The 16,301-nt window shown below is 71.5% G+C and carries 17 protein-coding genes; 12 read left to right on the plus strand and 5 right to left on the minus strand.

The annotated features are described in order from the left end of the window. The first annotated feature begins 12 nt into the window (after nucleotides 1-12). The 3 genes from OG741_RS16465 to OG741_RS16475 are packed head-to-tail and all read left to right on the plus strand — an operon-like array spanning nucleotide 13 to nucleotide 3,319. Entirely contained in the window at nucleotides 13-1,857 is a 1,845-nt protein-coding gene (locus OG741_RS16465) for a glycosyltransferase (protein ID WP_405598544.1), read from the plus strand. Further along, on the plus strand, nucleotides 1,854-2,297 hold the full coding sequence (locus OG741_RS16470) for a hypothetical protein (protein WP_405598546.1): 444 nt from the start codon (nucleotides 1,854-1,856) through the stop codon (nucleotides 2,295-2,297). Before OG741_RS16465 ends, OG741_RS16470 begins: the two co-directional genes overlap by 4 nt. Nucleotides 2,298-2,311: 14 nt before the next feature. Then, nucleotides 2,312-3,319 (plus strand): glycoside hydrolase family 26 protein, encoded by a 1,008-nt coding sequence (locus tag OG741_RS16475; protein ID WP_405598548.1) that lies wholly within the window; start codon nucleotides 2,312-2,314, stop codon nucleotides 3,317-3,319. A gap of 9 nt (nucleotides 3,320-3,328) precedes the next feature. Here OG741_RS16475 and OG741_RS16480 read toward each other — a convergent pair whose 3' ends face one another. The 3 genes from OG741_RS16480 to OG741_RS16490 are packed head-to-tail and all read right to left on the minus strand — an operon-like array spanning nucleotide 3,329 to nucleotide 6,555. Beyond that, a complete protein-coding gene (locus OG741_RS16480) occupies nucleotides 3,329-4,126 on the minus strand; it encodes a polysaccharide deacetylase family protein (RefSeq protein WP_405598550.1) in 798 nt (265 codons plus the stop codon). Further along, nucleotides 4,123-5,433 (minus strand): glycosyltransferase family 2 protein, encoded by a 1,311-nt coding sequence (locus tag OG741_RS16485; protein WP_405598551.1) that lies wholly within the window; start codon nucleotides 5,431-5,433, stop codon nucleotides 4,123-4,125. The genes OG741_RS16480 and OG741_RS16485 overlap by 4 nt, the downstream gene beginning before the upstream one ends. Nucleotides 5,434-5,445: 12 nt before the next feature. Then, a complete protein-coding gene (locus tag OG741_RS16490) occupies nucleotides 5,446-6,555 on the minus strand; it encodes a GNAT family N-acetyltransferase (RefSeq protein ID WP_405598553.1) in 1,110 nt (369 codons plus the stop codon). 277 nt (nucleotides 6,556-6,832) lie between these two features. Between OG741_RS16490 and OG741_RS16495 the strand changes: the two genes are divergently transcribed. The 6 genes from OG741_RS16495 to OG741_RS16520 are packed head-to-tail and all read left to right on the plus strand — an operon-like array spanning nucleotide 6,833 to nucleotide 12,136. Then, nucleotides 6,833-8,179 (plus strand): ATP-binding protein, encoded by a 1,347-nt coding sequence (locus OG741_RS16495; RefSeq protein ID WP_405598555.1) that lies wholly within the window; start codon nucleotides 6,833-6,835, stop codon nucleotides 8,177-8,179. Continuing rightward, nucleotides 8,176-8,622 carry a roadblock/LC7 domain-containing protein gene (locus tag OG741_RS16500; protein WP_266475819.1) on the plus strand — a complete coding sequence of 149 codons (447 nt, stop codon included), beginning with the start codon at nucleotides 8,176-8,178 and terminating at the stop codon, nucleotides 8,620-8,622. Before OG741_RS16495 ends, OG741_RS16500 begins: the two co-directional genes overlap by 4 nt. After that, complete coding sequence (locus OG741_RS16505) at nucleotides 8,619-8,978, plus strand: DUF742 domain-containing protein (protein ID WP_405598558.1); 360 nt, start codon at nucleotides 8,619-8,621, stop codon at nucleotides 8,976-8,978. The genes OG741_RS16500 and OG741_RS16505 overlap by 4 nt, the downstream gene beginning before the upstream one ends. Continuing rightward, nucleotides 8,956-9,588, plus strand: a complete 633-nt coding sequence (locus tag OG741_RS16510; RefSeq protein WP_405598559.1) for a GTP-binding protein — start codon at nucleotides 8,956-8,958, stop codon at nucleotides 9,586-9,588. Before OG741_RS16505 ends, OG741_RS16510 begins: the two co-directional genes overlap by 23 nt. Next, the gene (locus OG741_RS16515; protein WP_405598561.1) at nucleotides 9,585-10,904 is read left to right on the plus strand and encodes a cytochrome P450; all 1,320 of its coding nucleotides are present in this window, start codon (nucleotides 9,585-9,587) and stop codon (nucleotides 10,902-10,904) included. The genes OG741_RS16510 and OG741_RS16515 overlap by 4 nt, the downstream gene beginning before the upstream one ends. A gap of 26 nt (nucleotides 10,905-10,930) precedes the next feature. Next, complete coding sequence (locus tag OG741_RS16520; RefSeq protein WP_405605605.1) at nucleotides 10,931-12,136, plus strand: cytochrome P450; 1,206 nt, start codon at nucleotides 10,931-10,933, stop codon at nucleotides 12,134-12,136. Nucleotides 12,137-12,157: 21 nt separating this feature from the next. Here OG741_RS16520 and OG741_RS16525 read toward each other — a convergent pair whose 3' ends face one another. Continuing rightward, nucleotides 12,158-12,853, minus strand: a complete 696-nt coding sequence (locus OG741_RS16525) for an aspartate/glutamate racemase family protein (RefSeq protein WP_405598563.1) — start codon at nucleotides 12,851-12,853, stop codon at nucleotides 12,158-12,160. A 78-nt stretch (nucleotides 12,854-12,931) separates the two neighbouring features. On the opposite strand from OG741_RS16525, the gene OG741_RS16530 reads away from it, so the two are divergent. The 3 genes from OG741_RS16530 to OG741_RS16540 all read left to right on the plus strand — a co-directional run bounded on the left by OG741_RS16530 (nucleotide 12,932) and on the right by OG741_RS16540 (nucleotide 15,134). Next, the gene (locus tag OG741_RS16530) at nucleotides 12,932-13,663 is read left to right on the plus strand and encodes a hypothetical protein (RefSeq protein ID WP_405598565.1); all 732 of its coding nucleotides are present in this window, start codon (nucleotides 12,932-12,934) and stop codon (nucleotides 13,661-13,663) included. A 55-nt stretch (nucleotides 13,664-13,718) separates the two neighbouring features. Then, complete coding sequence (locus OG741_RS16535; RefSeq protein ID WP_405598566.1) at nucleotides 13,719-14,153, plus strand: DUF6196 family protein; 435 nt, start codon at nucleotides 13,719-13,721, stop codon at nucleotides 14,151-14,153. 114 nt (nucleotides 14,154-14,267) lie between these two features. Then, nucleotides 14,268-15,134, plus strand: coding sequence for an NmrA family NAD(P)-binding protein (locus tag OG741_RS16540; RefSeq protein WP_405598568.1), 867 nt, complete (start codon nucleotides 14,268-14,270; stop codon nucleotides 15,132-15,134). On the opposite strand, the gene hutI is transcribed toward OG741_RS16540, so the two are convergent. Then, a complete protein-coding gene (hutI, locus tag OG741_RS16545) occupies nucleotides 15,113-16,282 on the minus strand; it encodes an imidazolonepropionase (protein WP_405598569.1) in 1,170 nt (389 codons plus the stop codon). The genes OG741_RS16540 and hutI overlap by 22 nt on opposite strands. Nucleotides 16,283-16,301 lie beyond the last annotated feature (19 nt).

The following is a 16,301-nucleotide window of genomic DNA, read 5'->3' on the forward strand; positions in this document are numbered from 1 at the left end:
ACCGGGAGACCTGTGGCCGCCCCCGCTCAGCGGGCCAAGAGCGATCCCGCGATGGATCTCGCCGACCTGCCCGCGGGCGACCACAGACGCTGGGCGGTACCGCTGGGGCTGGCCGCACCGCTCGCGGCCGCGCTCGCTCTCTGGGCGTACGCCGTGGTGCGCACCGACACCTCGCGGCTCGGCGAGTTCGGTCTCGTCGGGGCGCTGCCCGTCGCCTTCTGGATCGCGCTGGCGCTGCTGACCGCCGGCTTCTGGGTGTGCATACGGGATCCACTGCGCGCCGGGGGATGGTCGCTGGCGTACACCGTGGGCCTGATCGTGATGGAGCGCGCCACCCAGGCACTCGTCTATCCGACGCCGCTGTACTCCTGGGCGTGGAAGCACGACGCCGTGATCGAGCATCTGCTCACCGCCGGCGGCATGCAACGCGGGGACCGGCTCGGCGACATGGCGGTGTACGACCAGTGGCCCGGCTTCTTCGCCGCGCAGGCCGCGCTCGTGCGGCTCACCGGCGTCGAGAACGCCGCGATGTACATGGCCTGGTGGCCGCTGGTCTCCAGCCTGCTGCTGCTCGCGCCGCTGCTGCTGATCTACCGCACCTTCACCCAGGACCGGCGGCTGATCTGGACCGCGGTCTGGCTGTTCCATGTCGCCAACTGGGTGGGGCAGGACTACTTCTCGCCCCAGTCGCTGGCCTTCGCCCTGTATCTCGGCGTGATCGCGATCGTGCTGCGCCGCGGTCAGCGGCCCGGGCGCGGCCGCAGGTCCCGGCAGGCGGTGTGGACCGTCCTGCTGATCCCGCTGATCACCGCCATCGTCATCTCCCACCAGCTCACTCCGGTGATGCTGGTGGCGGCCCTGGCCGCGCTGTGCCTGACCCGGCGCTACCGGGACTGGACACTGCTCGTCACGCTGCTGCTGGTGTTCCTGGCCTGGAACCTCACCGCTTCGCTGCCGTTCCTGCGCGACGCGGTGCCCGAGATGGTGAGCTCCTTCGGCGATGTGGGCCACAACCTGGAGACGGGGTACGGCTCGACGCCGACCGGGACCGGCCCGGTGATCGTCTCCTGGGTCTCCCGGCTGCTCTCGGCCTGCGTACTGCTGCTCGCGCTGACCGGCGTGCTGCGCCGCCGGGTGCTGCGCCACCGCGCCATGCCGCTGCTGCTGATCGGCGCGGTCCCGCTGCTGATGCTGGTCGCCAATGACTACGGCAGCGAAATGATCTTCCGGGTGCTGCTGTTCATGCTGCCCGGCGCGTGCTTCTTCGCGGCCGCGGCTCTGCTGCCCGACGTACGGCCGCTGGCCGCCGAGCCCGGCGGGCACGGGGCGCCGCGGTCGGTGACGGGGATGCGCGCGGTGCTGCCGGGCATCGCGCTGCTCGCGCTCACGGCGGCGTTCGTGCCCAGCTACTCGGGCAAGGACCGGCTCAGTTACTTCCCGCCGCAGGAGGTCGCGCTGGTCCGGCAGGTCTTCGACCGGGCGCCCGAGGGCTCTCTTGTCGTTGCCGCCCATCGCAACTACCCGCTCGCGTACGCTTCGTACTGGAATGTGCGGCATTACTGGTTCCTCGACGACGCGAAGAGCCACGTCGAGGAGATCCTGAAGAACCCGGCCGACAGGCTCGCCCGCGACATGGCGTCGGTGGAGCCGCCCGGACGGGCGTACTTCCTGCTCACCCAGGGCCAGATCGCCAACTCCGACATGAACGGCATGCTCACCGGCGAGCAGCTGGCGAACATCGAGAAGTCCCTCACGGCCTCGCCGCTCTTCGAGCAGGTCGGCCGCAACAGCGCGGGTGTCGTCTACGAACTGAAGCGCACCGACAGCATCGACGGCTCTGCGGGGAGGACCCCATGAGACCCCAGTCGCTCGCGATCCGGCTGCTGCCGCCGTTCATCGGCTGGTGCGCCATCGGCGCCACCGCGCTGCCCGCCGCCTCTCCTCTGCGGGCCGCGCCCGTCGCGGTGTTCCTGCTCGCCGGACCCGGCGCCGCCTTCCTGCGCTTCTGCGGCCCTGCCCTGGGACGCCATCAGGCGGCGGGCCCGGTCGAGAGCTGGGACCGCGGCTTCGAGAAGAACTCCGACCGTTTGGAGCAGCTCGTCCTGACGGCCTTGTTGAGCGTGAGCGCGACGGTCATCTGCGCCACGGCGCTGATGGCCGCGCACGCGTTCAGCGGCCTGCGGGTCCTGGTGCTGCTCACCCTGCTGACGATGCTCGCCGCCTGCTGTCCGCAGCTGCCCGGCCGGACACCGACCGCGCGCGCGTCCTCGCCGCCACAGAAAGGTTCACCTCTGTGAGAAGGCTGTGGGCCGTGTCGACGGCTCTCGTGAGTCTGCTGCTGGTGGGCATTCTCGCCCTGCAGACCTCTTCCGACGGGTCCTCCGACCCCTCGGCGCACAGCGCCGAATGCCGCGCCACCAAGCTTCTGGTGCCACGCTGCGGCGCCTGGTTCGGCGCGTATGTACGGCACGGCAAGCCCGACCTCGAAGAGAAGGTCCTCGCCTACGAGAAGCGCATCGGCCGCACGCTGGACATCGTCTACGCGTACCACGACATGTCCCTGGACGGCCTGGAGGGACAGCTGCTGACCGAGCAGGAACAACGCGTCGGCAGGACCCGGTTGCTGCTGCTGTCCTGGGAGAGCAAGTGGTGGAACGGCACCCCCGAGCAGCAGCCGAGCTGGCGGCAGATCGCCGCCGGGGCGCTCGACAGGAGCGTGATCGACGTCCAGGCGAAGCGGATCAAGGCGTACGGCAAGCCGCTCTTCCTCTCCTTCGACCTGGAGATGGACACCCGCACACCCGCCGGCGGCACACCCGCCGAGTACGTCGCCGCCTACCGGCACATCCATGACCGGTTCCGCGAGCTGGGTGTGACCAATGTGGTGTGGACCTGGATCATCACCGGCTACAGCGGCCACAACGGCCTCTTCCGCGCGCTGTATCCGGGCGATGCCCACGTCGACTGGATCGGCTACAACCAGTACAACTACTACCGCTGCCACAACGCGGAATGGCAGAGCTTCGAGCAGACGCAGAGGGATTCGCACGACTGGATCCGTGAGCACATCTCCGCCGACAAGCCGCTGATGCTGTCGGAGTTCGGTACGGCCGACGATCCCTCGAAGCCGTCCGCACAGGCCGAATGGTACGAGCAGGTGCCGCGCGTGGTCAGGAAGCTGGACGGGGTACGGGCCGCCCTCCAGTGGAACTACCGTGATCCCGGGCCCGGTTGTGATCTCTCGCTGGCCAGGGACGAGTCGTGGAAGAGCCTGCGCAAGGCGGCCGCGGACCCCTACTTCAACCAGGTCAGACCCTGAACCGGGGCGTCAGCCCGCGAAGACCGGGCCCTTGAGCCTGGCGCGGGCGCGCCGGTAGAGCCGCCACCCGACCGTCGGCAGCGAGTCGGGGAACGGTGCGACCGGCGCGCCCCGTCCGTCCATCCATGCCTCGATGTCCGCCACCGTGTGGCTGCGGCGCAGGATCAGTCGGGCGATGCGGTAGCTCTCGTCGGTACCGGAGCTCAGCGCGTGGCGGACGGCGACCGCCGAGGCGTAGCCCGCGCGGAGGGCGGCCCTGCGGACGGCCGGGCTGTTGTAGCCGTGCGGATAGGCGAGATGCGCCACCTCGTGGCCGAGGACATCCTCGAGCACCGCCTTGGGCTCGGTCAGTTCACGGCGCAGCGCCTTGGCCGGGAGCGTGTCCAGCTGCGGGTGCGTGACGGTGTGAGCGCCGACCTCCATGCCGTACCGCTCCAGGAGCGGCGCCTGGGAAAGCTTCATCATCGGCGCGGGCGGCAGCAGACTACGCCGCCCCGGTGTGACGGCGCCGGTGGTGAGATACGCCGTGGCGGGCAGGGCGCGGGCGGCCAGCGCGTCGGCGGTGGGGCCCGGCAGATCGGCGAACCCGTCGTCGAAGGTCAGGACGACGGGCCGGTCCGGCAGCGGGGAGCGGTCCGCGAAGTGGCCGGCCAGCGCGCTGATCGTGACGGGCGTGCGGCCGCTGGCCACGATCGCGTCCAGCTGCGCGCGGAAGTCCCGTGGTGTGACGGTGAATTCGGCGATCCAGTCGGGCGGGTCGTCCATCACGGCGTGATAGAGCAGTACGGGAATCGGGGGCGTCGTCATGTCTCCACCCGCGGTTTCCGCAGCTCGTCCCACGGCAGCGGTACGCCGCGGACCCGCAGGCGTGCCTTCGCGTAGCCGATCGGCCCGGCCAGCATGCCGCGGCGTTCGAGCCGGGAGAGATGGCGCGGCCAGGGATAGTCCTGCGCGCCGTGATCCCCCGGTACGGCCGCCCCGGCGGCATCGCGGTGCGCGGTGATGGTGCGGGCGTGCGCCAGGCCGCGGGGCAGCTTGCGCAGCAGGGCCGGCAGCAGGGCGGGGTGGCGTGCGAGGACGGCGGTGAGATACGCGGTGAGGCCCGCGCCGTATCCGTACGCCTGGTTCTGCAGGTCCTGCCAGGTCTCGCGGTGGTGGTGCCAGACCAGGGCGTCGGGGGTGTAGCGCAGGCGGTGCCCGGCGGCGAGGACGCTCACGAAGGCGTACAGGTCGTCGCCGCCCCTGGCGGGGGTGCCGGTGCCGGTGGCGGGGTCGAAGCCGCCGATCTCCCGCAGGGCGGCGGCCCGGAAGGCCATGTTGGCGCCGGAGCCGAAGCTGCCGGCGGTGAACGGGAAGAGCGGTTCACCGGCGGGCGGGTGGGCCGGGTCGTACTCGCGCGGCTCGAAGCCCTTGGCGAAGCCGCCGTGGCTCTCCAGAAGGATCTGCGCGGGCGTGCGGAGCCTGGCGGGCAGGATCAGCCCGGTCGTACAGCCCAGGCCCGGATCGGCGGCGAAGGGCGCGGTCAGCGCGGTCAGCCAGTGCGGATCGGCGACGACGTCGTCGTCGGTGAAGGCGATGACCGTACCGTCGGCGACCGCGACCCCGCGGTTGTGGGCGACGGCGAGACCGGGCACCGACTCGCGTACGTAGCGGACCCGCTCGCCGTACTTGTGCTCGACGAGATCCTGGGTGGCGCCGGTGGCGGGCGCGTTGTCGACGACGACGATCTCGAAGTCGGGGTGGTCCTGGGCGAGCAGCGAGTCGAGCGCGCGGGCCAGCTGGTCGGCGCGCTCGCGGGTGGCCACGACGACGCTCGTGCGCGGCGTGCGCCGGCCGCCCGGGGCGGGACGGCCGGGCGGCTCGCGGCGCGCGAGTGCGGCGCGTGCGGTCGCGGCGACGGCGTCTGCAGGGTCCTTGCCCGGCGGGATGCGGCAGACGACGGTGGCGACGGGCCGTCCGCGCAGCCGGACCAGCGTGTAGACCGTGCCGCCACGGACGGGCGTGCCGCCGGGCAGCGCGGGGCCGAAGCGCAGGACGGCTCCGTCGGGCCCGTCCAGGTCGAGCTCGGTGACCTGGAGCTCCGCCAGGTGCGGTCTGTGTGGAGTGCTGTCCATGGCTCTCCCCCGTCAGTGGCCGCGCAGACGGCCTACCTGCTTCAGCGTCCGCTGCGCGTAGCCGGCGAGCCGCGGCCTGTTGCGTACGAAGGTGTGGGCCTGGCGCGTGGGCTCGCGGCTCAGCCAGTACAGGGCGGCCCCGGTTCCCGGCCGGGTCGACGCGCCCTCGAAGACCCGCAGCTCACCGGTCTTCAGCGAGTCCTTGTACTCCGAGGGACCACGCCCCAGGTCGAGCAGCCCGATTCCGTCGGCCGCGGCGGACTCGGCCATCCGCAGATGCAGGATCAGCCCTGGGGAGTACTTGGCGAACTGCGGGTCGTACGCCGGGAACCAGCAGGACAGAACCGTGCGCGAACGCAGCCCGAAGTGCGCGGCGACCGGCCTGTCCGCGACGTACAGCACGGAGAGCACCCCGGAGCAGCCCGGCGTGCGCGTCTCGTGCAGCTGCCGGACCAGGGTGTTGATCCACTCCTTGGCGAAGCGGTCCCTGCGGCCCGTCCTGCGGTACTGCGCGGACTTCCACTCCATGAGCGTACGCAGCGCGCCCGGGTCGCGCTCGTCGAAGACGAACCGCACCTCGCCCGCCTGCCGCCCCAGCCTGCGCTCCTTGGCCAGGGTGGTCTTGAGGAACTTGGGCGACTGGGCACGCAGCAGCTGTTCGTAGGCGGCGTATCCCGCGCCGACGTCGATGACCGGGGAGTCGAACTCCTCGGCCGCGTCCGGCTGGAACACGTCCTGACCTGCTTCGAGATTGTCGAACTCCCAGGCCGAGAGCGCGCAGGCACTGAGCAGCTCGCGCGGCACGATCGTCAGCCCGGGACGCAGCAGGGCGCCCTGGCTGTCGGAGACTCCGAGGCCGATCGCCCGGCCCTGGCCGAGCGGCCCGCGCTCGAAGGGGAAGAAACCGGCCGGTTCTCCGTCCTCCCACAGCACCGCGACCCTGGCCGCGGGCCTCACCCGGCCGACGGCGAGGGTGAACTCGGGCTCCATGAACGGATTGGCGGGCGAACCGCTCTTGGTGCGCAGCGCGCGCCAGGCGTCGATCTCCGTCTCGTCCAGCTCGTCCGGTTTTACGACACGTATACGCAGACCGCTCAACTCGACCCCCCGGTCGTGCCCCATGAGCCTTTTTCCCCGAGACAGGACGGTACCGGCCGAAATCGCCACAGGATAGGGATCGTCGCCCTTCTTGTGACGGATCCGTGAAGGAGCCGGAAGGGGGCGGGGTCAGCAAAGTGACGGGAGTTGCACAACTGGCGTTCGGACATGACCTGTTGCTCATAAGATCTGATTGCTCCCGATCCCCCGCGGGAGCTCGGCGTGTCCGGGAAGGGCTCAGTCTCCGTGGTCGTGGTCTGCAAGAACGTCGTGTCGAGGTCGTCGTGGTGAGGTTGTCGTGGTGAGCCGGCAGATATTGGCAGGTGGCTGCGTGGCCGCGGCGGTGCTGCTGCTCACCTGGGCGCTCCTGCTGCTGCGGCAGCTGCGGGCCGAGCGGGCGTTGCGGGTCCGCGAGCAGGCCCTCGCCGCCGCCCGGGGCGCCGAAGTGGCGCATCTGGCCTCGGTACGGATTCCGGCCATCACCGAACGGATGCGTACGGGACAGCGGCTCGACGGCGTTCCCGGACCGCTCGCCCCCGAGGCCGACACCGGCCACGAATTCGCCCGGGCACTGGCCGCGGTGGTCGTGGCTCTCGGCTCCGACGAGGCGGTACGCCGCGAACGGGCGCTGCGCGACTCCGTGCAGGCGGCCTTCGAATCGGTGGCCCGCACCATGCACGCGATGGCCACGGTGCAGCAGCAGGTGCTCGACCATGTCGAGCAGTCCATCGACGACTCCCGGCTGATGGCCGAGGTGATGAAGGCCGACCACGCGGCCGCGCAGATGACCCGCAAGGCCCAGACCCTGCTGGTGATGTGCGGTATCTGGCCCGCCCGCCGGGAGACCCGGCCGGTCTCGCTCTACGACTGTGTACGCGGCGCCCAGTCCCGGATCGTGGAGTTCGGGCGCATCGACGTGCACGGCGGGCAGACGCTCTATGTGGTGCCGCCCGCGGTGGAGGGCCTGATGCACGCCATCGCCGAACTGCTCGAGAACGCCACGGTGTTCTCCCCCTCCCGCACCCAGGTCGTCGTCACGATCCGGGAGGTGGGCGCGGGCGCGGTCGTGGAGATCGACGACGCGGGACTCGGCATGCCCCCGGACGTGCTCCAGCAGGCGACCGGACAGCTGCGGCAGGAACTGGACCTGGCCCGGCTGGGCGCGGTGCCGCGGCTCGGGCTCGCCTGTGTGGGGCGGTGGAGCCGGGAGCTCGGCTTCAACGTGGAGCTGACGGGCACATCGGCGTACGGGGGCACGCGGGCGGTGACGTTCGTGCCGTACCGGCTGCTGACCGAACCGCTGTCGCACTTCACGGCCTCGCACCAGGCGCCCGCGGTGACAACGCCCGCCGGGAGCCCGGCCGCCGAGCCCGCCTCCGACGTGCCCTCCGACGTGCCCGCTCCCGGCGGGCTTCCCCGGCGCCGCAGCCGCCGCGGCAGCGCCGTGGAGGCCGCGGCCCAGAGCGCCCTGCACGCGCCGCCCCCGGCCCCGGCCCCGGGTCCCGAACCCGCCTCCCCCTGGACTCCGGAGGCCGCGCGCGCGTCCATCGCCAGCGTGGTGTCCGGCTCCCGCCGCGGACGCGCGGCCCTGGAGAACGACGAGGACGACACCGACGTACCCGACGAGCACGATGGAGGCCGGCCGTGACCGGGACCATTACCAGACTTCCCGACCTGGGCTGGATGCTGCGCCCGCTGACCGAGATCCCGGGCGTCCGCCATGCCGTCGTCGTCTCCGAGGACGGGCTGCGCCTCGGGCACGCCTCCGCCGAGAACCTCTCGGGAGCGGTCGCCTCCCTGAGCGTGGCCGAGGCCGAATCGCTCTCCGCGGCCTGTGCCGCGATGACCATGACCGGCCGCTCCACCGCCACGCTGCTGTTCGGCGCCGGCGCGGGGGTGCGCCAGCTGATGCTGGAGTCCGAGCACGGCTTCGTGCTGTTCACGCACGCCGGAGTCGGTGCGCATCTGGGGGTGGCCACCGACACGGGGGCCGATGTGGGCCTGGTCGCGCAGCAGATGCAGCTGCTGGTCGCCAAGATCGGCGCACACCTGAGCAGTCAGCCACGTGATCCGGTGACACCTTCCTCATGACGGACCGCCCGGAGGTACGGACCACGTCGGCGGTCCGTCCGTATGTCATCACCGGCGGACGCTCGGACACCGGCGGCGAGCCTTTGTCCTGGGAGACGCTGGTGATGGCCACGGACGCCGCCTTCCCGGCGTCCCTCCAGCCGGAACACCACACGATCCTGTCGCACTGTCAGGGTCTGCTGTCGGTCGCCGAGGTGGCCGCCCACCTGGGCCAGTCGCCCTCGGTGGTGCAGGTGCTGCTGTCCGACCTCCTCGAGTGGGGCCTGATCGTGACCCGCCCGCCCATACCGCCGGCCGAACGCGCCGATGTGACCATGCTCAGAAAGGTCCTCCATGGCCTCGAAAGCCGCCTCTGACGCCCTCGGCCGGGCGTCGGGCGCCGAGTCGGGACAGTCGGGAAAGTACGTCACGTCCAGCGTCGCGGGCGCGGCGAAGATCCTGGTCGTCGGCCCGCTGGGGGTCGGCAAGACCACGCTGATCGGTACGGTCTCGGAGATCAGGCCGCTGTCCACCGAGGCGGTGATGACGCAGGCGGGCGCCCGCGTCGACACCGGCGGCGAGCGGTCCAAGAAGACCACCACCGTCGCCCTGGACTTCGGCCGGATGACGATCGACGGCGAACTGGTGCTCTATCTGTTCGGCACCCCCGGCCAGCAGCGCTTCCTGCCCGCCTGGCGGGATCTGGCCAAGGGCGCGCTGGGTGCGCTGGCCCTGATCGACACCCGCGATCTGTCCGCGTCCTTCGACGCCCTGGGCAATCTGGAGGATCTCGATCTGCCCTTCGCCGTGGCCGTGAACGTCTTCCCCGGCAGCCCGCTGCACCGCGAGGAGGAGCTGCGCACAGCCCTCGACCTGCTCCCCAGCACCCCGCTGGTCTCCTGCGACGCGCGCGACCCCCGCTCCTCGGTACGGGCGCTGATCGCCCTCGTCAGCCATCTCATCCACGCAGCCACGGAGTCCGCATGAGCACGCCGCCTGCCGTACCCCCGCACCCGCCCGCCGTACCGCCGCGCTCGCCCGGGGGCCGCTGCCCGGTCGCGACCCCGCTCTACGGACCCGATCTCGACGGCGACGCCATGCCCGCCCTGTACGAGCAACTGCGCCGCGAACACGGCCCGGTGGCCCCCGTGACCATCGCGCCCGGCATCGACGCCTGGCTCGTACTCGGCCACCGCGAACTGCTCCGGCTGACCCGCGAAGAGCAGGACTTCTCGCACGACCCGCGCCGCTGGACCCTGCTGCGCGAGGGCCGGGTCCCCGCCGACTCGCCGATCCTTCCGATCGTCGGCTGGCGGCCCGCGCTGCTGTACGCCGACGGCCAGCAGCACCGCCGTATGAGGGCCGCCGTGTCCGACGCGCTGGCCAGGATCAACGGGCACGAGCTGCGCCGCAGCGTACGGGCCACGGCCGAGCAGCTGATCGCGTCCTTCGCCGGACGGCGCGAGGCCGACCTGGTCCCGCACTACGCGCGCAAGCTTCCGATGATGGTCATCACCGGGCTGCTCGGTCTGGACGAGCGGACCGGCCAGCAGCTGGTGCAGGCGATCGCGGGCACGGCCGCCGTCAACGCCGACTCGGTCAACGCGGGCAAGCGCATGGGCGTGATCCTTCAGGCGCTGATCGAGGAGAAGCGGCGGACACCGGGAAATGACGTGCCGTCGGCGCTGCTGCACCATCCGGCGCGGCTCACCGACGAGGAGGTACTGCACAACCTGGTGGTGATGCTCGTGGCGGGGAATCAGACCACCGTGAACTGGATTGCCACCACCCTGCGGATCCTGCTCTGCGACCCGGCGTTCCGGTCCTCGCTGACGGGCGGGCATCTGAGCGTGGACGACGCGCTCGATCTCGTACTGTGGCGCTTCCCGCCCACGCAGAACTTCCCCGCGCGCTACGCCACCCGCGACCTGACCTTCGCCGGACAGGAGATCCGTGCCGGGGACATGCTGCTCCTGGGCCTCGCGGGGGCCAACCAGGACCCGGAGATCCTGCCCGCTGACGGGGTTCCGGTGAGCGGCAACCGTTCGCATCTGGCGTTCGGCGCGGGCCCGCACACCTGCCCGGCGCAGGACCCGGCCCGGCTGATCACCCGTACCGCGGTGGACACCATCCGGCACCGGCTGCCCGATCTGGAACTGGCCGTGCCGGAGAGCGAGCTCGCCTGGGTCAAGTCGCCCTGGACCAAAGGGCTCGCGGCGCTTCCGGTGCGCTTCACGGACCCTCAGCTGCCGTCCGCAACGTCGGCCCCATCGTCCATCTCGCAGTCAGGAGAGCCCAGTTGACCACCTCCCACGAGAGTCCGCACCGGATGGACCCGGCCGGCGGCTGCCCGCACGCGGACAATGCCCGCCTCCTCGCCGAGGGCGCGGTCGCGTCCGTCGTGCTCCCCGGTGATGTGGCGGGCATGGCGGTGCTCGGCCACGACGCGCTCAAGGAGTTCCTGGCCCACCCCGATGTCGCCAAGGGGGCCGAGCATTTCACCGCGCTGCGCGACGGGGAGATACCCGACGGCTGGCCGCTGAAGACCTTCGCGACCGTGCAGGGCATGACGACCGCCGACGACACGAACCACCGGCGGCTGCGCTCGCTGGTGAGCAAGGCGTTCACGGCCCGCCGGGTCGAGGAGCTGCGGCCCCGGATCGAGACGGTGACGGCGCAGCTTCTCGACGGCCTGGAGGAGGCGGCGCGGGCGGGCGACGGCGTCGCCGATCTGCGCAGGCACTTCGCGATGCCGCTGCCGATGGGGGTGATCTGCGAACTCCTCGGGGTCGACGCCGAACACCAGGACCGGCTGCACCATCTGTCGAACCAGGTGGTGAGCACGTCCATCGGGCCCGAGGAGGCGGTGGCCGCGAACCGTGAGCTGGTGGCCGTGCTCGGGACGGTCGCCGCGACCCGTATGGAGAGCCCCGGCGACGATCTGACCAGCGCGCTGATCGCGGCCCGCGAGGAGGACGGCGACCGGCTCAGCCAGCACGAGCTCATCGGCACCCTGCTGCTGATGATCATCGCCGGGCACGAGACGACGCTGAACCTCATCACCAACGCGGTACGCGCCCTGTGCGCGCACCGGGACCAGCTGGAGCTCGTGCAGTCCGGCAAGGCTTCCTGGTCGGACGTGGTCGAGGAGACGCTGCGCTGGGACAGCCCGGTCAGCTTCTTCCCGTTCCGCTACCCGACCCGGGACCTCACTCTCGACGGCACGGTGATCCCCAAGGGCACGCCGGTGCTTGCCGGTTACTCCGCAGCGGGGCGCGACAAGGCGGCGCACGGCCCGGACGCGGACCGCTTCGACATCACCCGGAGCGGCGGCGCACGGCATCTGTCGCTGGGCCACGGGCCGCACTACTGCCTGGGCTCACCGCTGGCGCGGATGGAGGCGACGATCGCGCTGGAGCGGCTGTTCACGCGCTTCCCCGAGCTGGATCTGGCGATGGCCGAGTCCGATCTGCCGCGGCACGCGAGCTTCGTGGGCAACAGCGTGCAGGAGCTGCCAGTACGCCCCCGGGCCTGAGGAGACTGTTCTGGGCGGGCGTCAGCGCCCGCCCAGGGCGGCGTCCACCGCCGCCTCCACGTGCAGCCGGGTCGTCGGGAAGACCGGCACGGGACTGTCCTTCTCCCCGATCAGCAGCTCGATCTCGGTGCACCCGAGTACGACGCCTTCCGCCCCGGCCGCGACGAGCTCGGCGACGACGTCCTGGTACGCGGCGCGGGACTCCTCCCGTACGACACCGAGGCACAGCTCCTCGTAGATCACCCGGTGCACCAGCGCACGTCCCCCGGCGTCGGGCGTGAGCACATCGAGCCCGTGTCCGGCCAGCCGGTCGCGGTAGAAGTCCTGCTCCATGGTGAACGCGGTCCCGAGCAGCCCGACGCGGGTGATCCCCTGGGCCCGTACGGCATCCGCGGTGGCGTCCGCGAGGTGCAGCAGCGGCACGGAGACGGCGGCCTCCACCTGGCCCGCCACCTTGTGCATGGTGTTGGTGCAGATCAGCAGCAGATCCGCGCCGGCGGCCTCGAGCCCCCGTGCGGCATCCGCGAGGATCTCACCGGCGCGCTCCCAGTCGCCCGCGACCTGGAGCTCCTCGATCCCGGCAAAATCCACCGAGTGCAGAACGCACTTGGCGGAGTGCAGCCCGCCCAGACGCTCGCGTACGAGCTCATTGAGCAGCCGGTAGTACTCCGCGCTGGATTCCCAGCTCATGCCGCCGATCAGCCCGATGGTCTTCACCGGTCCACTGTGCCACGCCGTGCCGACTCGGCCGTGAGTGAGAAAATGGGGCAAGGACCTTTGCTCGGGGATGCTCCCGTGGGAGGCACGATGATGGCGTCGCAGAACGCAGAACCCGTCCAGCCCGCCCAGCACAGAGACCTGTGGCCGGGTATCGCCGGTCTGGCGGCCGGAGGGCTGCTCATCGCGGGGTACGTGCTGTGGACGTTTACACCCGACGTCACGGGGACGGACGCACTGAGGACAGTCGTGCTCTGGTACCTCAAGGAGAGCAACCAGGACCAGTCGGAAGCCTTGGCACTGATCCTCCTCGCGGCGGGCCTGCTGTTCATGTGGTTCCTGGTCGCGCTGTCGAGACTGGCCGGGAACCGCTCGCATCTGGTGCTGGTGGGCGGCACGGTCTTCACGGCGTTCCTACTGGTCGGGGCTCTCGCCGGGAACATTTTCGCGATCACGGTGCGCACCTCCGACGTTTTCCCGGTGCTCCCGGAGACCTCGCTCATCGCGATCCTGCTGCTGAACACGGCGTACGGCGCGATCATCGCGTCGATGGTGGGTGCCGCGGTGATGCTGTTCGCGGTCTGGCGCGCTTCCCAGGAGACCCACGCGATCCCGGCATGGCTCGGCTGGGCCGGCCTCGTCGTGGCGGTGCTGTCCCTGGCGGGCCCGTGGAGCGCGTGGCTGACGCCGATTCTGCTGGCGGCGTGGGTGCTGGCCGCGAGCGTGGTCCTGATCCTCAACGCCCTGACGGGAAAGGAGGAAGCCGCGGCGCTGAACCCGCAGCCGCTGCCGCCACAGCCCGAGCGTTAGCCTCGGTCCGGAGACGGGTCCGGCGTACGGATCCCGGGTATCGAGGAGCGCGCTCATGGTCAGTGTCAGCGTCGAGACCGCCCAGCAGGCCGAGGAGCGCCTCCAACGCGTGCTCGTGGAGGCCGAGTTCGTGATCCAGGAGGGCATCTGGTCGTTCGAGGAGTTCCCGGCCGACCGGCCGCCGGCGCTCACCGCCGACACGCTGGCGGTTGTCCGCGACGCGGACAGCTGGTGCCGGCTGGTCCCCGCGACCGGAGACGGCGGCGATGCCGAACGGTTCGGGATCTTCTCGTTCCACTTCCCCGACGGCGCGGACAACAGCGGCTTCGTCGGCTGGCTGGCCACCCACCTCAAGGCGCGGCTGGGCACGGGCGTCTTCGTCGTCTGCGGAAGCAACCGCGGGCGCGGCGGTATCTACGACTACTGGGGCTGCCCGGCCGATCTCACGGCGGAGGCGATCAGGGTGGTGGCCGAACTGCGGGAGGCGTGAGGCGCGTACGTCCGTTCCGCGGCCGGAGCCTGGCTGACCGGATCCGAGCCGTCCCGGTCGTAGCCTCGGAGCACGCACCACGACTCGGACCAGGCAGTACGAGAGGATGCGCCCATGCCTCCAGTCATCGCCGTCACCGGCGCGAGCGGCCACCTCGGCAGCCGGGTCGCCCACCGTCTCGCCGAACAGGGCGCGGGGCCCCGGCTGCTCGTACGGGATCCGGCGCGGGTGCCGCCGATCGTCGGGACCACCGTCGCGCCGCACGCCTCGTACGGGGACGGCGAGGCGATGCGGCAGGCCTGTGACGGCGCGCAGACGCTGTTCCTCGTTTCCGCGCGCGAGAGCGCCGACCGGGTGCGTGAGCACACCACCGCCGTCGACGCGGCCGTGGCGGCGGGTGTCGGGCGGATCGTGTACGTGTCCTTCGTCGGGGCCGCCGCGGACGCGACGTTCACCTTCGCCCGGGATCACTGGCACACGGAGGAGCACATCCGCGCGACCGGGCTCGCGTACACCTTCCTGCGCGACAGCCTCTACTGCTCCGGGCTGCCCGCGATGGCCGGAGCCGACGGGGTGATCCGCGGACCGGCGGGCAACGGGCAGGTCTCGGCCGTCGCACACGACGATGTCGCGGACGCCGCGGCCGCCGTGCTGCTGGGCGACGGCCATGACGGGGCGACGTACGACATCACCGGGCCTTCCTCGCTCTCCCTCGACGAAGTGGCCGCCGAGCTGAGCAGGTTCAGCGGGCGCACGGTCACCTATGTGCCCGAGACGCGCGAGGAGGCCTTCGCGTCACGGGCCGGGTACGGGGCCGAGCCGTTCGAAGTGGCGGGCTGGATCTCCTCCTACGAGGCGATCGCGGCGGGCGAGATGGCCACGGTCTCCGACGCGGTACCGCGGCTGACGGGCCACCGGGCGCGGTCCTTCGCCGACTTCCTGAAGGAGCACCCGGGCACCTACAGGCACCTCTTGCCCTGACGCCACACCTCCGAGACGAGCGGCACGCCGGGCCGGTAGGCCAGATGCACATGGCTCGGCGCGTCCAGGATCACGAGGTCCGCGCGGGCGCCGGGCTTGATACGGCCGATGTCCGTACGCCGCAGGGCCGCCGCGCCGCCCGCCGTCGCCGACCAGACCGCCTCGTCCGGGGTCATCCCCATGTCCCGTACCGCCAGCGCGATACAGAACGGGACGGAGGAGGTGAAGGACGAACCCGGGTTGCAGTCCGTCGACAGCGCGACCGTCGCGCCCGCGTCGAGGAGGCGGCGGGCGTCCGGCCACTGGGCGCGGGTGGAAAACTCCGCGCCGGGCAGCAGCGTGGCGACGGTCGCGCTGTTCGCGAGGGCGTCGACGTCCGCGTCGGTCAGGTGCGTGCAGTGGTCCGCGGAGGCCGCGTCGAGCTCGACCGCGAGCTGCACGCCGGGGCCGTGGCCGAGCTGGTTGGCGTGGACGCGGGGGTGCAGGCCCTTGGCCTTGCCGGCGGTGAGTACCGCGCGGGCCTGGTCGCCGTCGAAAGCGCCCTTCTCGCAGAAGACGTCGACCCAACGGGCATACGGAGCACAGGCGTCGAGCATCTCGCCGGTCACGAGGGCGACGTAGCCGGCGGGGTCGTCCGCGTAGTCGGGCGGGACGATGTGGGCGCCGAGGTAGGTGACCTCCTCGGTGTGCTGCGCCGCGATACGCAGGGCGCGCGCCTCGTCCTCGACGGTCAGCCCGTAGCCGGACTTGGTCTCGAAGGTCGTGGTGCCCTGGCGCAGTGCCTCGTCGAGGTAGCGCGTGAGGTTCGCTTCGAGCGCCTCGTCGGTGGCGGCGCGGGTGGCGGCGACGGTGGTGCGGATGCCGCCGGCGGAGTAGGCGCGGCCCGACATGCGGGCGTTGAACTCCTGGGTGCGGTCGCCCGCGAAGACGAGGTGCGAGTGGGAGTCGACGAACCCGGGGATGGCGGCGCGGCCGGCCGCGTCGTAGGCCTCGTCGGCGGCGGGCGCGCTTGCGGCGGGGCCGACCCAGGCAACGGTTTCGCCGTCGAGGACCAGCGCGGCGTTCTCGATCAGGCCGAGGGGGCCTTCGCCGGTGGTGGGGTCGTTGGTGACGAGGCTGCCGATGTTGGTGATGAGGGTGGTGCTCATGAGTTCCTCTCCGTGGGGT

It is taken from the genome of Streptomyces sp. NBC_01410 (genome assembly GCF_045040195.1).
Lineage (GTDB): Bacteria > Actinomycetota > Actinomycetes > Streptomycetales > Streptomycetaceae > Streptomyces.

Coding starts and splice junctions, on each gene's coding strand:
- OG741_RS16470 (WP_405598546.1), top strand. CDS start 1,854: ATGAGACCCCAGTCGCTCGCGATCCGGCTGCTGCCGCCGTTCATCGGC.
- OG741_RS16480 (WP_405598550.1), bottom strand. CDS start 4,126: ATGACGACGCCCCCGATTCCCGTACTGCTCTATCACGCCGTGATGGAC.
- OG741_RS16485 (WP_405598551.1), bottom strand. CDS start 5,433: ATGGACAGCACTCCACACAGACCGCACCTGGCGGAGCTCCAGGTCACC.
- OG741_RS16490 (WP_405598553.1), bottom strand. CDS start 6,555: ATGGGGCACGACCGGGGGGTCGAGTTGAGCGGTCTGCGTATACGTGTC.
- OG741_RS16505 (WP_405598558.1), top strand. CDS start 8,619: ATGACGGACCGCCCGGAGGTACGGACCACGTCGGCGGTCCGTCCGTAT.
- OG741_RS16510 (WP_405598559.1), top strand. CDS start 8,956: ATGGCCTCGAAAGCCGCCTCTGACGCCCTCGGCCGGGCGTCGGGCGCC.
- OG741_RS16515 (WP_405598561.1), top strand. CDS start 9,585: ATGAGCACGCCGCCTGCCGTACCCCCGCACCCGCCCGCCGTACCGCCG.
- OG741_RS16520 (WP_405605605.1), top strand. CDS start 10,931: ATGGACCCGGCCGGCGGCTGCCCGCACGCGGACAATGCCCGCCTCCTC.
- OG741_RS16535 (WP_405598566.1), top strand. CDS start 13,719: ATGGTCAGTGTCAGCGTCGAGACCGCCCAGCAGGCCGAGGAGCGCCTC.
- OG741_RS16540 (WP_405598568.1), top strand. CDS start 14,268: ATGCCTCCAGTCATCGCCGTCACCGGCGCGAGCGGCCACCTCGGCAGC.
- hutI (WP_405598569.1), bottom strand. CDS start 16,282: ATGAGCACCACCCTCATCACCAACATCGGCAGCCTCGTCACCAACGAC.